The following is a 13,313-nucleotide window of genomic DNA, read 5'->3' as shown; positions in this document are numbered from 1 at the left end:
CGTCCGGGGGGCCGTTGCGGGGCCGGAGGCTCCCGACGGGAACGCGGGGAGCGGCTCAGCGCACGTCGGGCACGGCCCGTGGCCGCGGTGTCGTCCGGCAGGACGACGATGTCATCGTGACCATCGGGTGGCTGGACCTCGCCGCGGGGGCCAGCGGGGACATGCTGCTGGGTGCGCTCGTCGACGCGGGGGTGCCACTGGGGGTGCTGGCGTCGGCCGTGTCGAGCCTCCCGGTCGAGCCGGTCACGCTGACCGCCGAGGCGACGAGCCGGCACGGGCTGGGCGCCACCCGGGTGCACGTGCAGGCCCCGCCCAGCGACGTCCACCGCACCTGGGCCGACGTCCGGTCGATCCTGGCCGAGGCCGCGCTGCCCGCCGCGGTCCGCGACGGTGCCCTCGCCGTCTTCGAGCGGCTGGCGGTCGCCGAGGGCCGGGTGCACCGGGTGCCCGCCGACGAGGTGCACTTCCACGAGGTGGGTGCACTGGACGCGCTGGCCGACGTCGTCGGGGTGGTCGCCGGGTTCGCCCACCTCGGGCTCGACCGGCTCAGCGCCTCCCCGGTCGCACTGGGCAGCGGCTCGGCCCGCGGGGCGCACGGCGTGGTGCCGGTGCCCGGTCCCGCCGTCCTGGAGCTGCTGCGCGGGGTGCCGGTGGTCGCCGGCCCGGTGCCGGCCGAGACGTGCACCCCGACGGGCGCGGCGCTGGTGGCCGCGCACGTCCAGGAGTGGACGACGCTGCCGCCGATGCGGGTGACCCGGGTCGGCTCGGGCGCCGGCGGCCGGGACCCGGAGCAGCTGCCCAACCTGGTGCGGCTGGTGCTGGGCGAGCCGGTGGACGAGCCGGCCACCGGGCTGCTGCTGGAGACCAACGTCGACGACCTGGACCCCCGGCTGTGGCCCGGGGTGCTCGCCGACCTGCTGGCGGCCGGCGCCTCGGACGCCTGGCTCACCCCGATCCTGATGAAGAAGGGCCGCCCGGCGCACACGTTGTCGGTGCTGTGCCCGCCCGCGGCGCGCGCGGCGGTGCAGGACGTCGTCATGGCCGCGACCTCGACCATCGGGCTGCGCGTGCAGCCGGTGCAGAAGGTCGCGCTGCAGCGGGCCGAGCACAGCGTCGCGGTCCTCGGCGGCTCGGTGGGCGTGAAGGTCGCGCGCCTCGACGGCCGGGTCGTGAACGTGAGCGTGGAGTTCGAGGACGTGGCCGCCCTGGCCGGCTCGCTCGGGCTGCCGGCCAAGGAGGTGCTGCGGGCGGCGACCGCCGCTGCGCACCGAGCCCATCCCGGGACGTCGGCTACGCTCCTGGACCGAGAAGGGGAGTAGCCCCCCGACCGCTGGTCGACATGCTGGCGCGTTCGCGCGCCCGGTCAGCGGGCCCGCGCCGCTGCGGGTGGGCGAGACCTTCCGCCCGCAGTCCACCCATCGGTGCGCTGCCGGACGGAGGCGCCCCTCAGCCCCGCCGGTCGGCGCGAGCAGAGAGAGAACTCGTGGTCCTGTCCGTCGTCCTGGCTGCCTTCGTGCTCATCCTCCCCGTCGAGCTGCCCGACAAGACGCTGTTCGCCACCCTGGTGCTGGCCACCCGCTTCCCGCCGCTGCCGGTCTTCGTCGGCGTCGGCCTGGCCTTCGGCCTGCAGGTCGCGATCGCGGTGACCGCCGGCAGCCTGCTCTCGCTGCTGCCCGAGGCGGTGGTCAGCGCCGTGGTCGCGGTGCTGTTCCTGACCGGTGCGGTGCTGCTGTGGCGGGAGTCCCGCAAGGGCGGCGACGAGGACGCGGGCACCGTCCAGACGCGGGAGCAGACCTCGTTCGTGCGGGCGGCGGCGATCTCCTTCGGCGTGCTGTTCGCCGCCGAGTGGGGGGACCTCTCCCAGCTGGCCACCGCCGGGCTGGCCGCCCGCTACGAGGAGCCGCTGTCGGTCTTCGTCGGGGCGTGGGCGGCGCTGCTGGTGATCTCCGGGCTGGCCGCCTTCCTGGGCCGCAAGCTGGCCGACCGTCTCCCGGTCGCGTTGCTGCACCGGATCGCTGCGGGCCTGTTCCTGGTGTTCGCCGTCATCGCGGTGGTGGAGACCGTCCGCGCCCTCACCGGCTGAGCCCCGCCGGTCAGCCGCCGCCCCCTCCCCCACCGCCGCCGAGCATCCAGCTGCTCCGGTTGACGGCGCCGCGGGCATCCGGGGCAGCGGGGTCGTCGGGGCGCGCCGGGTCGTTGCCGTTCCGCCCGGCCGCGTCCCCGCGGGTGGAGGCCCGGACCCCCAGCCCGACGAGCACGAGCAGCAGCACCCCGATGACCACGAGCAGCACGACCTCACCCATCCCTGCAGCGTAGGAGGGCCGGGCGCACCTCGCGGCGGTACTCGGAGGGGGCAGACCCCGGCCGGGACGGTCAAGCACGGGCGGGAACCCGTCGACTCCCCCTGCACGGCCGGCGCTCGGCCAGAGCGAAAAGGGAGAGGGCATGCAGACGATCAGGCTCGAGGAGTCGCAGGACGTGCTGGTGCAGACCGCGGCGGTCGTCGCCGCGCAGCGCCAGTTCGCGCAGCGGCTGCGGCAGCGGACCGTGGCCGACCCGCTCACCGGCCTGCCGGTGCGCAGCCTGCTGATCGACCGGCTGGAGCTGGCCCTGGCCGCCGCCGGCCCGACCACCGGCCGGCTCGCCGTCCTCTCCTGCGACCTCGGCGGCATCGCCGTCCTGGAGGACGCCCACGGCTCCGCCGTCGCCGACGCCGCCCGCGCCGAGGCGGCCGGCCGGCTGGTCGGCGCCGTGCGGCAGGGGGACGTCGTCGCCCGGACCAGCGCCCAGACCTTCGTGCTGCTGTGCCCCGGCATCCAGACCGCCGAGGACGCGCAGGGCATCGCCCTGCGCGTCGCGGCCGCGTTCGACGCCCCGCTGCGGCCACGGCCCGGTGTCGAGCACCACGTGCGGCTCAGCGTCGGCGTGGCGCTCTCCGGCCGGGCCTCGACGCCCGAGTCACTGGTGGCCGCGGCCAACGAGGCGATGACCGCGATCCAGGACGACCGCCAGGGCAGCGGCCGGCACGGCTGACCCGCCGCCGCAGCTCAGCGCAGCGTCGGGATCCACTCCGCCAGCGCACGGCCGATCTCGTCCGGGGAGTCCTCGGGCACGAAGTGCCCACCCGGCACGGTGACCTCGGTCAGCGCCGGCCACCGGCGGACCTTCTCGCGCTGGCGGCCGACCAGGATCGACCCCGGTTCCACGTTGACGAACAGCTTCGGGACGTCGCTGTGCGCCAGCCACTGGCCGTAGCGGGCGACGACGTCGTGCACCCCCGGCGGCACGTGCTCGATCGGGAGCTGCCGCGGCCACTCCAGCGTCGGCCAGCGGTCGGCGCGCTCCCGGAACGGCGCCCGGTACCGGTCGTGCGCCTCTGCCGAGAGCCCGCGCCGCACCTCGGCGGGGAGGATCTTCTCCACGAACACGTTCCGGTCCAGCACCCGGCGCTCGCCGCCCTCCCCGCGCATCGCCTGGAAGATCGGTTTCGCCGCCCGCGGCCAGTCGGCCCAGATCATCGGGGTGACGATCGCCTCCATGAAGGCGATGCCGCGCACGGCACCGGGGTGCTGCGCGGCCCAGTCGAAGCCCAGCCCCGAGCCCCAGTCGTGCAGCACCAGGGTGACCCGCTCGGTGACGCCCACGGTGTCCAGGAACTCGGCCAGGAACTGGGCGTGCCGGTCGAAGGAGTAGCTGCCCGGACCGGGGTCGGGGAGCTTGCTCGACTCCCCCATGCCGATCAGGTCGGGGGCCAGGCAGCGGCCCAGGTGCCGCACGTGCGGGATCACGTTGCGCCACAGGTAGGACGACGTCGGGTTGCCGTGCAGGAAGACGATCGGGTCACCCTCCCCCACGTCGACGTAGGACATCTCCTGGTCGGCGACCTGCACCCGGGAACGCGGGAACGGGTCGTCGGCGGACACGGGCGTGCGGACGTCGTCGGCCATGCCCTTGGACCTCCCCGCCGACCCGCCGTCCGAACCACCCCGAACCACCGAAATGGCCATCTTGGTGGTTCGGGGGTTGCACCTGACGCGACGTCAGGCTGTTGCGTGGGCTCCGTCAACGAGAGAGGAGGGGCGATGAGCTGGACGGTGGGTGAGCTGGCCCGGCTGGCCGGGGTCACGGTGCGCACGCTGCACCACTACGACCGGATCGGGCTGGTCCGGGCGAGCGAACGCACGTCGGCGGGCCACCGCAGCTACGACGTGCGGGACCTGGACCGGCTGCAGCAGGTGCTGTTCTACCGCGAGCTCGGGTTCCCCCTCGACGAGGTCGCGACCCTGCTGGACGACCCCGACGCCGACCCCGCGGTGCACCTGCGCCGGCAGCACCGGTTGTTGCGGGACCGGCTCGAGCGCACGCAGGCGATGGTCGCGGCCGTGGAGAAGGAGATGGAGGCACGGCAGATGGGGATCTCCCTGACCCCGGAGGAACGGTTCGAGGTGTTCGGCGACTGGCTCCCGGAGGAGTACGCCGCGGAGGCCGAGGAGAGGTGGGGCGACACCGACGCCTGGGCACAGTCCCAGCGCCGGACGGCGGCGATGAGCAAGGAGGACTGGCTGCGGGTCAAGGCCGAGTCCGACGACGTCGAGCGCCGGTTCGCCGCCGCGCTGGCCGGCGGCGTGCCGGCGGACTCCACCGCGGCGCAGGACCTGGCCGAGGAGCACCGGCAGCAGATCAGCCGGCACTTCTACGACTGCTCGCCGGAGGTGCACGCCGGCCTGGGCCGGATGTACGTCGAGGACGAGCGGTTCACCGCGTACTACGAGCGGATCGCCCCGGGCCTGGCGCAGTACGTGAGCACCGCCGTCCAGGCCAACGCCGCCCGCCAGAGCTGACCTCCCCCGGAGGGGCCGAGATCGCGACTTCGGCCCCTCCGGTGAGAGGCAGCCCCTCGGGCGAGGGACGTCACGTCCCCCCGGCGCCGTCGGCCGGGCGGCGGGCCGCATCCTGGTCGGGTGGGTTGGGTGATCGGGCGACTACAGCAGCCCTGGGTGCAGCGGATGGTCCGGGCGGCGCTGGCGGCCGGGCTGTCGTGGCAGGTGGCGTTGCTGCTGCCGCCGATGCTCTCGGAGTACGCCTACTACGCGCCGCTGGGTGCGGTCATCGCGGTCAGCCCGACGATCGCCGACTCCGCCTCGGCGGCGTGGCGCAGCCTCGCCGCCATCCTGGTGGGCTTCGCCCTGGCCGTCGTCGTCTTCGAGGTCACCCGGGCGGTGCCGAACGCGCTGACCATCGCGCTGATCGTCGCCCTGGCGATCGTGGTCGAGCAGTGGCGGTCGCTGTTCCGCGAGCAGGCCAGCTGGGTCAGCTTCGCCGCCGTCCTGATGCTGACGGTCGGGACGTCGGACCCGGCCGAGTACGCCCTCCGCTACGCCGGGCTCACCCTGCTGGGCGCCGTGATCGGCGTCCTGGTGACGACGGCGCTGTTCCCGCCGCTGCAGCTGACCACCGCCGTCGAACGGATCGCCCGGACCCGGGAGACGCTGGCCGCCCACCTGGAGACGATCGCCGTGGCGCTGCGGAACGGCCAGCTCCCGGCCCCGCACGAGTGGGAGGAGCAGGGCGAGGCGCTGGACGCCGCCCTGGACCAGATGCGCCGGGCCGAGACGCAGGTCGAGCGGGCCCGGCGGGCGAACCCGCGGGCGAACCGGTGGCAGGGCACGGCCGGCAGCATCCGGGCGCAGTCCCGCGCGCTCGACCGCGTCGCCGTCCTGGTCGACGACCTCACCACGCTCGTCGTGGAGTTCCAGCCGCACCGGCGCGGGCTGGACCGGGTGGACGACGGCACCGGCTGGGTCCTCGCCGACGCACTGGAGGGCCTGGCCGGCGTGGTCCGGCTGCCCTTCCACGACGCCGCGGACTCCCCCGACGACCGGGACGCCGCGATCGCCACCGCGGTGTCGGCGTCGAACCGGCTGACCGCGCTGCTCCGCAGCTCCGAGATCGCCGACGACGAGGGGTTCTTCGCCCTCGGCGCGGTGACCGTCGGGATGCACCGGTCGCTGCAGACGCTGGAGGCACACGTCCGCTTCCCCGCCGCTGCCTGACGCCGGCCCGCCCGGGACGGTGCCGGTTGCACGTGGAACGTCCGCCCTCGGCGGAAAGCGGACGACGCAATCCCTGAGCACGGCTAAGGTCTGGCGATCGTGAGCCGCATCGGTCAGGTCCTGGTCCCTGAGCGGCTCGGCACCAGCTTCCGCTGGCTGCTGGCCTCGTCCTGGACGACGAACCTCGGCGACGGGATCGCGCTGGCCGCGGGCCCCCTGCTGGTCGCCTCGCTCACCCGGGACGCGTTCCTGGTGGCGCTGGCCGCGACGGTGCAGTGGCTGCCGCCGCTGCTGTTCGGCCTGGTCGCCGGCGCGCTGACCGACCGGCTGGACCGCCGGCTGATCGTGCTCGTCGTCGACCTCGCCCGCGCCGTCGTCCTCACCGTGCTGACGCTGGCGGTGGCCACCGACCGGGTCTCCATCGCGACCGTGCTGGCAGCGCTCTTCCTGCTCGCCACGGCCGAGGTGTTCGCCGACAACAGCTCGCAGACCCTCGTGCCCGTGCTGGTCGCCCGGGACGACCTCGCGCTGGCGAACTCCCGGCTGCAGACCGGCTTCATCACGGTCAACCAGCTCGCCGGCCCACCGCTGGGCGCGGCGCTGTTCACCGTCGGCGCCGCCTGGGCCCTGGGTGCCCAGGCGGTGCTCGTGGCCCTCGGCGCAGTGCTGATCACCCGGGTCCTGCTGCCCGCCCGGGAGCGCGTCGCGGGCCACCGGACGGCGATGCGGCACGACATCGCCGAGGGGCTGCGCTGGGCGCGGCACCACGCCGCCGTCCGCACCCTGGTGCTGACCATCACGATCTTCAACGTCACCTTCGGCGCCGCCTGGTCGGTGCTGGTGCTCTACGCCACCGAGCGGATCGGGCTGGGCGAGATCGGCTTCGGGCTGGTGACCACCGTCGGGGCGGTCGGCGGCATCGTCGGGGGCCTGACGTACGGCTGGATCACCCGCCGGGTCAGCCTGGGCGACCTGATGCGGATCGGCCTGATCGTCGAGACGCTGACCCACCTGGCGCTGGCGCTGACCACGAGTGCCTGGGTCGCCCTGCCGGTCTTCTTCGTGTTCGGCGCGCACGCCTTCATCTGGGGGACGACGTCGGTCGCCGTCCGGCAGCGGGCCGTGCCCGGCCCGCTGCAGGGCCGGGTGGGCAGCGTCAACCTGGTCGGCGTCTACGGCGGGCTGGTGGTCGGCTCGGGCATCGGCGGGGTGCTCGCCCAGCACTGGGGCGTCACCGCCCCGTTCTGGTTCGCCTTCGCCGGGTCGGCGGTGTTCGTGGTGCTCATCTGGCGCTCGCTGCGGCACATCGCCCACGCCGACGAGCAGCCGGTGCCGGCAGTCGCCTGAGGACGACCTCCACGCGGCTGGGTCGCCATCGGCCCGTTCCACGCCGGGCAGGGTCAACCCGCGCCAGAGGACGTTGAGCCGCGCCAGAACGCGGCTCAACGTCCTCTCGCGCGGCTCAACGTGCTAGCGGGGCTGGACCCGGATGAGCAGCTCGCCGTGCAGCATGCCGAGCCAGCCGTCGTCGGCCGCGGCCCAGGCCAGCCAGGCGTCAGCCACCTCCTGCAGCTGCGCCTGGGTGGCCAGGCCGTGGGCGAGCGCCTGCTCGGCGAAGGCCGAGGCGGTCGCCCGCCCGGCCCAGGACCGCCCCCACCAGGCCCGCTCGTCGGGGGTCGCGAAGCACCAGGCCGACGTCGTGGCCACGGTGTCCCGCAGCCCGGCGGCGTGCGCCCAGGACCGCAGCCGCCGACCGGCGTCCGGCTCGGCCCCGTTGGCCCGGGCCACCCGCTCGTAGAGGTCCAGCCAGCGGTCCAGCCCCGCGGACGCCGGGAACCAGGTGGTGGCGGCGTAGTCGACGTCGCGGACGGCGATCAGCCCACCGGGCCGGCAGACGCGGCCCATCTCGCGCAGCGCGGCGACCGGGTCGGTCAGGTGCTGGAGCACCTGATGGGCGTGCACGACGTCGAAGGAGTCGTCGGCGGCGGCCAGCGCGTAGCCGTCGCCCACCCCGAACTCCACCGCCACGCCGGCCCGCTCGGCCAGTGCGCGGGCCTCCGCGAGGGGCGCGGGCGACACGTCGAGGCCGACCACCCGCCCCGGCGCCACCCGGGCCGCGAGGTCGACGGTGATCGTGCCCGGGCCGCAGCCCACGTCGAGGACGTCGAGCCCCGCACGGAGCCAGGGCAGCAGGTACCCCGCCGAATTCTCCGCCGTGCGCCACCGGTGCGCCTGCAGGACCGGTTCGGCGTGCCCGTGCGTGTACGTGTCCACCCCGTCACCCTGCACCGTCGGACCACAGAGCGGAACACCCGTCCCGCTCAGTGAGCGGCGGCGGGCTCCCCGAGCAGCCCCCACCAGACGGTCGGCGAGGACTGGGCACGTTTCGGCAGCTCATCGGGGGTACCGGTGCTCTGTGTCCAGCGGCCTCGATCCTGCCGCCGGCGAGGTGGTCCCGGACGAGGACGAGACCGGTCCGCTGCTGCGGCTCTCCGGCCGCATCGACCGGGAGGTCGTGCGCCGTTTCCGACTGCTGGTCCCACCGTCGGCCTGGCCGGACCGGGCCGACCTCTCCGCGGTCACCGCGATCGACGCGGCGGGCCTGCAGCTGCTGGTGCACCTCAGCCGCAAGCCCGAGCGCCGCGGAGGACGGCTGCGGCTGCTGGCCGTGCCCGGCGAGCTCCAGCCGGCGCTGGTGCGAGCCGGGCTGTCCCGACTGCTGCCCCGCCCCGCCCCGGACCCGGACCGGCCGGCGCGCCCCTGACCGCCTGAACCCGGCGACTGGCGCGGGAGGGGTCGGTCAGGTTAGCCTCGCCTCACTCGACGTGAGGGTGGGTGTGATGGGTCTGCGACTGCCGGTCGGCGGTGTCACGGTGCTGCTGGGTCCCGCTGGGGCACGGGCGGAGACCATGGCCGCCCTGGACCCGGGCAGCGCCCGGTGCGCCGGAGGACACGCCTCCCTCGCCGTGACGCGGCTGACCGCCGCCCCCGCTGACGGCGTGCAGCAGCGGCTGGACGCCGTCGAGGGAGCGCGCACCGGGCCGGCGTCCGTCGTCCTGGTCGACCACCTGACCGATGGCCTGGCCGGCGACGACCGGCGCACCGTGCTCGCCGCACTGCGCCCGGTCGCAGCCGCGGGCCGCGCCGTCCTCGTGGACGACGGCGACCCGATCGCGGCGCTCTCGGTCTCCGACACCGTGCTGCGCACGCCCGCGCTCGCCTTGGAGCCGGTGGCCGGCGCAGACGAGCTGGAGCAGCTGGTCGCGTGAGCCGGCATCCCCGCAGGGACGCCGGCGGGGGTCAGCGGGTGCTGTAGGTGAGGCAGTCGGCCGCGTCAGCGCCCGAGCCGACCTGCACAGCGGACGCGCGGCACTCGAGGGCCTCGTTGTGCACGCAGTCCGCGCGGTGACAGGCGCCGACGACGCCGGTCCGCTCGAGCCCGGCACGGAACGAGATCTCGACGAAGGTGCCGCAGTGGGCGTGGTCGCCGCCGACGGTGATGGCGCCGGCGTGGCAGGCGTGATCGGCGTTGTACGAACAGCTGTCGACCGAGCAGTCCTGCACCTGGGGCATGTCCAGCATCTGGGTCATGACCCGAGGTTGACAGCTCCGCGGGAGGCCCGCCAGCCAGGAGAGGCTGGCCTGATCAGGGCGCGCGGCGCTGACCAGGCACTCCGCGCCGGCAGCCCCGACACGCCGGTCAGCCGGGCGGACGGCGGCCCGGGGGCGGGAGCCTGACCGCCAGCGCACGGGCGGCGTAGCCCCCGACGACGGCAGCCACGACGAGCACCAGCAGCAGCCCGACCGACCCGATCTGCTCCACCTGGACGAGCCCGAGCAGGAACAGCAGCAGCGCCGCCACGAGCAGCGAGAGGCCCGCGGCCAGCAGCACGAGGAACCAACGTGGCTGACCGCCCCGGGCAGCCGGCGGAGAGGGGTGGTCGGCAGGCGTCACCGCCGCAGTCCACCACGACCACCGGCTCCCCGGCGGGACCGCACCGGCGGACTCACCCGATCCGGGGCTGGCCGACCCGAGCAGGATCCAGCAGGCTCAGGGCATGTCTGCCCCGAGCCCCGCGACCACCGGCGTGACCAGCGAGGTCGGCCGGCTCCGCACCGTGCTCCTGCACCGCCCCGGCGCCGAACTGCGTCGGCTCACCCCGCGCAACAACGACGAGCTGCTCTTCGACGGCGTCCCCTGGGTGGCCCGCGCGCAGGAGGAGCACGACGCGTTCGCCGCGGCGCTCACCGAGCGCGGGGTCGAGGTGCTGCACCTGGACCGGCTGCTGGCCGAGGTGATGGCGCTGCCGGCCGCCCGCGCGGAGGTCATCGCCGCCGCCGTCGACGACCCACGGCTGGGCGCCACCCTGCAGCACGCCACCACCGCCCACCTGGACGGCCTGGCGCCCGCGGACCTCGCCACGGCGTTGATCACCGGGGTGGCGCACGACGAGCTCCGCGGTGGCCGCGGGCTGGCCTACGAGCTGATGGGGCGCGGGGACTTCGTCGTCCCGCCGCTGCCGAACCTGATGTTCACCCGCGACTCCTCGGTGTGGGTCGGCGGGCAGGTCGCCGTCACCTCGCTGGCCATGCCGGCCCGCGACCGGGAGAGCGCCCTGACCGCGGCGCTGTACACCCACCACCCCCGGTTCGCCGGTGTCGGCCAGCTCTACGGCCCGCACCTGGAGCACCTGGAGGGCGGCGACGTGCTGCTGCTGGCCGCGGGGGTCGTCGCCGTCGGGGTGGGCGAGCGGACCACGCCCGGCGGGGCCGAACGGCTGGCCCGGCGGGTGTTCGCCCGCGGGCTGGCGCACACGGTGCTCGTCGTCCCGATCGCCCAGCAGCGGGCGACCATGCACCTGGACACCCTCGCCACCATGGTCGACGTCGACGCGATGGTCATGTACCCGGCGATCGCCGACCACCTGCAGGCCTGGACCGTGACGGCCGGCGAGCCGTCCCCCGACGGGGGCGACACCAGCGAGCTGTCGGTGGTGGGCCCGCAGCCGTTCCTGATCGCCGCCGCCCAGGCGATGGGGATCGACCGGCTGCGGGTGATCGACACCGGCCTCGACCCGGTGACCGCCGAGCGCGAGCAGTGGGACGACGGCAACAACACCCTCGCACTGGCCCCGCGGCTCGCCGTCGCCTACGAGCGGAACACGGTCACCAACGCCGCCCTGGAGAAGGCCGGCATCGAGGTGCTCCCGATCGCCGGGTCGGAGCTGGGCAGCGGCCGGGGTGGCCCGCGGTGCATGAGCTGCCCGGTGCTGCGCGACGCCGTCCCCGCGTAGTCGGAGTCGGTCAGGCGCCGGGCTCGAACGCCGCCACGGCCGGGTCGAAGACCTGCTCCCGGTAGACGTCGCTGCGCGCCGGGCTGGCGGTGAGCTGCACCACGGCGAGCCCGGCCGGGGTCTCGGCCAGGGCCAGGTCGACCCGCTGCCCGAGGTCGTCGATCCGGTAGAGGTCCCAGGTGGCCGACCCGGTCTCGCGCTGGTCCACCGGTTCGAGGGGCTGGCCGGTGCCCAGCTGCGCGGCGAGCTGCTGGAGCACCTGGTCGGCCGTCGCACCGGGGACGACCTGCTGCACCAACGAGACCAGCGGCGACTGCTGGAACGCCCCGGGGAGCACCTCGGACCAGCCCTCCGGCCGGAGACCGGCAGCGCCCAGCTCCTCGCTCTCCCATTCCGTCATCTCCACCTGCACGCCCTCCGGGGTGAAGGCGGGGAGCTCGATGTCGTCGACGCAGGAGGCGTCCGGCTCGCTGTCCGGGTCGGCGAGGAAGTCGCGGGTCAGCTGCACCGCACACTCGTGGCTCACCACCGAGCCGTGCCCGGTCGACGGGAACTCGACGAAGACGCTGTCGTCGAGGTCCTCGGCCAGCTGCGCACCCCACCGCGGCGGGGTGATCGGGTCGAGCTCTCCGGCCAGCACCAGGGTGGGGATGTCGCTGGTCAGGCCCTCGTTCGCCGCCGGGCCGGGCTCGCCGGCGTCCCAGTCGGCGCAGACGTCGAAGACGGCCGGCCCCAACGTGGGCGCGTTGTCGAAGAAGCTCTCGACGAGGGGGTGCGCCGCGGCCGCGGCCGCCACCTGCTCCCGGTCGCTGAAGCTGATCTCCTCCTCGCACTGCACGGCCAGCTGCTGGCCGACGCTGACCAGGTCCAGCTGCTGGGAGAAGGCCCCGAGCAACAGGCCGATCGTGCCGAAGTCGTCGTTCGCCGCCGCGTCGACGATCTCCGGGAGGAACGGGATCAGCTCGGTCGAGTACATGCTCTGGAACAGGAAGCCGACGAGGCCGGCGCCGTCCAGCGGGCCCTCCACCCGCTCGCCGGTCATCGGGTCGAGCACCGTGACCGTCGCCGGCTCGGCGTCCAGCTCCGCGACGAGGTCGGTGACGGTCTGCTCCAGGTCGGGGTACTGCTCGGCGCACCCGGCATCGGCAGCACAGGTGGCGAACAGCCCCTCCAGCGCCCGGACGGCGTTGCCCGGCGTCTCCTCGTAGAGGTCGGCGTCGATCGGGTACGAGGCGTCGAGCACCACCGCCCGGATGCCCTCGGGGTGGTCGCGCATGGCGGTCTGCGCCAGCCGTGTGCCGTAGGAGATCCCGTAGAGGTCCCACTCCTCGTGGCCCAGCGCCCGGCGCAGGTCCTCGAGGTCGGCGGCGGAGGCCGCGCTGTCGTAGTCGTCGAAGTCGACGCCCTCGTCGACCAGCCGCTGCCGGCACTCGTCCAGCGCGGCGGTGGCCTGGGCCGCCAGCTCCTCGACCGGCTCGTCCGAGCCCAGCGACTCCCGCACCCACGAGCTGTACTCCTCGCAGGCCAGCGAGGGCTCGGTCAGCCCCGTGCCCCGCTGGTCCAGGAGGATCAGGTCCCGCTCCTGGGCGAGTGGCTCGTACAGCTCCCCGAACGCCAGCGGCACGAACTCCAGCGCACCCTGGCCCGGACCGCCGGCGAGGTAGACGAGCGGGTGCTCGGCCGGGTCGTCGGCCGCCGCGGCGACGACGCCGAAGGCCAGGCTGACCGTGCCGGCGCCCGGGTCGTCGCGGTCGGCCGGCACCTCGAGGGTGCCGCACTCGAGGTCGACCCCGGCCGGGACGTCGACGTCGCAGGCCCCCCACTCGACCTCGCGGGGGGCCGCGGTCGACGGCGTCCCCGCCGCGCCCGCGTCGTCGTCCACGCTGTCACCGGTGCAACCGGCCAGGACGAGGACGGCCAACGGCACCACGGCCAGGCGACGGTCCATGGGATCCCTCCGCATCAG

General features: G+C 75.0%; 15 protein-coding genes. 9 read left to right on the top strand and 6 right to left on the bottom strand.

The window, feature by feature from the left end:
• Nucleotides 1-116 precede the first annotated feature (116 nt).
• The gene (gene larC / locus O2V61_RS00405) at nt 117-1,319 is read left to right on the top strand and encodes a nickel pincer cofactor biosynthesis protein LarC (RefSeq protein WP_269181366.1); all 1,203 of its coding nucleotides are present in this window, start codon (nt 117-119) and stop codon (nt 1,317-1,319) included.
• Between the two features lie 164 nt (nt 1,320-1,483).
• Nucleotides 1,484-2,083, top strand: a complete 600-nt coding sequence (locus O2V61_RS00400) for a TMEM165/GDT1 family protein (RefSeq protein ID WP_269181365.1) — start codon at nt 1,484-1,486, stop codon at nt 2,081-2,083.
• Nucleotides 2,084-2,093: 10 nt separating this feature from the next.
• Here the strand turns inward: O2V61_RS00400 and O2V61_RS00395 are convergent, their stop codons facing one another.
• Nucleotides 2,094-2,303, bottom strand: a complete 210-nt coding sequence (locus O2V61_RS00395; RefSeq protein WP_269181364.1) for a hypothetical protein — start codon at nt 2,301-2,303, stop codon at nt 2,094-2,096.
• A 142-nt stretch (nt 2,304-2,445) separates the two neighbouring features.
• Between O2V61_RS00395 and O2V61_RS00390 the strand changes: the two genes are divergently transcribed.
• Entirely contained in the window at nt 2,446-3,033 is a 588-nt protein-coding gene (locus tag O2V61_RS00390) for a GGDEF domain-containing protein (RefSeq protein ID WP_269181363.1), read from the top strand.
• 14 nt (nt 3,034-3,047) lie between these two features.
• Here the strand turns inward: O2V61_RS00390 and O2V61_RS00385 are convergent, their stop codons facing one another.
• Nucleotides 3,048-3,947 carry a haloalkane dehalogenase gene (locus O2V61_RS00385; protein ID WP_269181362.1) on the bottom strand — a complete coding sequence of 300 codons (900 nt, stop codon included), beginning with the start codon at nt 3,945-3,947 and terminating at the stop codon, nt 3,048-3,050.
• A 135-nt stretch (nt 3,948-4,082) separates the two neighbouring features.
• Here O2V61_RS00385 and O2V61_RS00380 point away from each other — a divergent pair, with 135 nt between their 5' ends.
• The 3 genes from O2V61_RS00380 (at nt 4,083) to O2V61_RS00370 (ending at nt 7,400) form a co-directional block, all read left to right on the top strand.
• The gene (locus O2V61_RS00380) at nt 4,083-4,841 is read left to right on the top strand and encodes a MerR family transcriptional regulator (protein WP_269181361.1); all 759 of its coding nucleotides are present in this window, start codon (nt 4,083-4,085) and stop codon (nt 4,839-4,841) included.
• Between the two features lie 120 nt (nt 4,842-4,961).
• Entirely contained in the window at nt 4,962-6,053 is a 1,092-nt protein-coding gene (locus tag O2V61_RS00375) for an FUSC family protein (RefSeq protein ID WP_269181360.1), read from the top strand.
• 99 nt (nt 6,054-6,152) lie between these two features.
• Nucleotides 6,153-7,400 carry an MFS transporter gene (locus tag O2V61_RS00370; protein WP_269181359.1) on the top strand — a complete coding sequence of 416 codons (1,248 nt, stop codon included), beginning with the start codon at nt 6,153-6,155 and terminating at the stop codon, nt 7,398-7,400.
• 123 nt (nt 7,401-7,523) lie between these two features.
• On the opposite strand, the gene O2V61_RS00365 is transcribed toward O2V61_RS00370, so the two are convergent.
• A complete protein-coding gene (locus O2V61_RS00365; protein ID WP_269181358.1) occupies nt 7,524-8,327 on the bottom strand; it encodes a methyltransferase domain-containing protein in 804 nt (267 codons plus the stop codon).
• Nucleotides 8,328-8,469: 142 nt separating this feature from the next.
• On the opposite strand from O2V61_RS00365, the gene O2V61_RS00360 reads away from it, so the two are divergent.
• A complete protein-coding gene (locus O2V61_RS00360) occupies nt 8,470-8,817 on the top strand; it encodes an STAS domain-containing protein (RefSeq protein WP_269181357.1) in 348 nt (115 codons plus the stop codon).
• Nucleotides 8,818-8,893: 76 nt separating this feature from the next.
• Nucleotides 8,894-9,322, top strand: a complete 429-nt coding sequence (locus O2V61_RS00355; RefSeq protein WP_269181356.1) for a hypothetical protein — start codon at nt 8,894-8,896, stop codon at nt 9,320-9,322.
• A gap of 31 nt (nt 9,323-9,353) precedes the next feature.
• Here the strand turns inward: O2V61_RS00355 and O2V61_RS00350 are convergent, their stop codons facing one another.
• Nucleotides 9,354-9,644, bottom strand: a complete 291-nt coding sequence (locus tag O2V61_RS00350; protein ID WP_269181355.1) for a DUF1540 domain-containing protein — start codon at nt 9,642-9,644, stop codon at nt 9,354-9,356.
• A gap of 109 nt (nt 9,645-9,753) precedes the next feature.
• Nucleotides 9,754-10,008 carry a hypothetical protein gene (locus O2V61_RS00345; protein WP_269181354.1) on the bottom strand — a complete coding sequence of 85 codons (255 nt, stop codon included), beginning with the start codon at nt 10,006-10,008 and terminating at the stop codon, nt 9,754-9,756.
• 103 nt (nt 10,009-10,111) lie between these two features.
• Between O2V61_RS00345 and O2V61_RS00340 the strand changes: the two genes are divergently transcribed.
• Nucleotides 10,112-11,347 carry an arginine deiminase gene (locus O2V61_RS00340; protein ID WP_269181353.1) on the top strand — a complete coding sequence of 412 codons (1,236 nt, stop codon included), beginning with the start codon at nt 10,112-10,114 and terminating at the stop codon, nt 11,345-11,347.
• A 10-nt stretch (nt 11,348-11,357) separates the two neighbouring features.
• Here the strand turns inward: O2V61_RS00340 and O2V61_RS00335 are convergent, their stop codons facing one another.
• On the bottom strand, nt 11,358-13,295 hold the full coding sequence (locus O2V61_RS00335) for an alpha/beta hydrolase (RefSeq protein WP_269181352.1): 1,938 nt from the start codon (nt 13,293-13,295) through the stop codon (nt 11,358-11,360).
• Nucleotides 13,296-13,313: the final 18 nt, after the last annotated feature.

Source organism: Modestobacter sp. VKM Ac-2985 (genome assembly GCF_026967925.1).
Lineage (GTDB): Bacteria > Actinomycetota > Actinomycetes > Mycobacteriales > Geodermatophilaceae > Modestobacter.
Note: the sequence above shows the minus strand (reverse complement) of the source record. Positions and strands in the feature narration are given on the sequence as shown.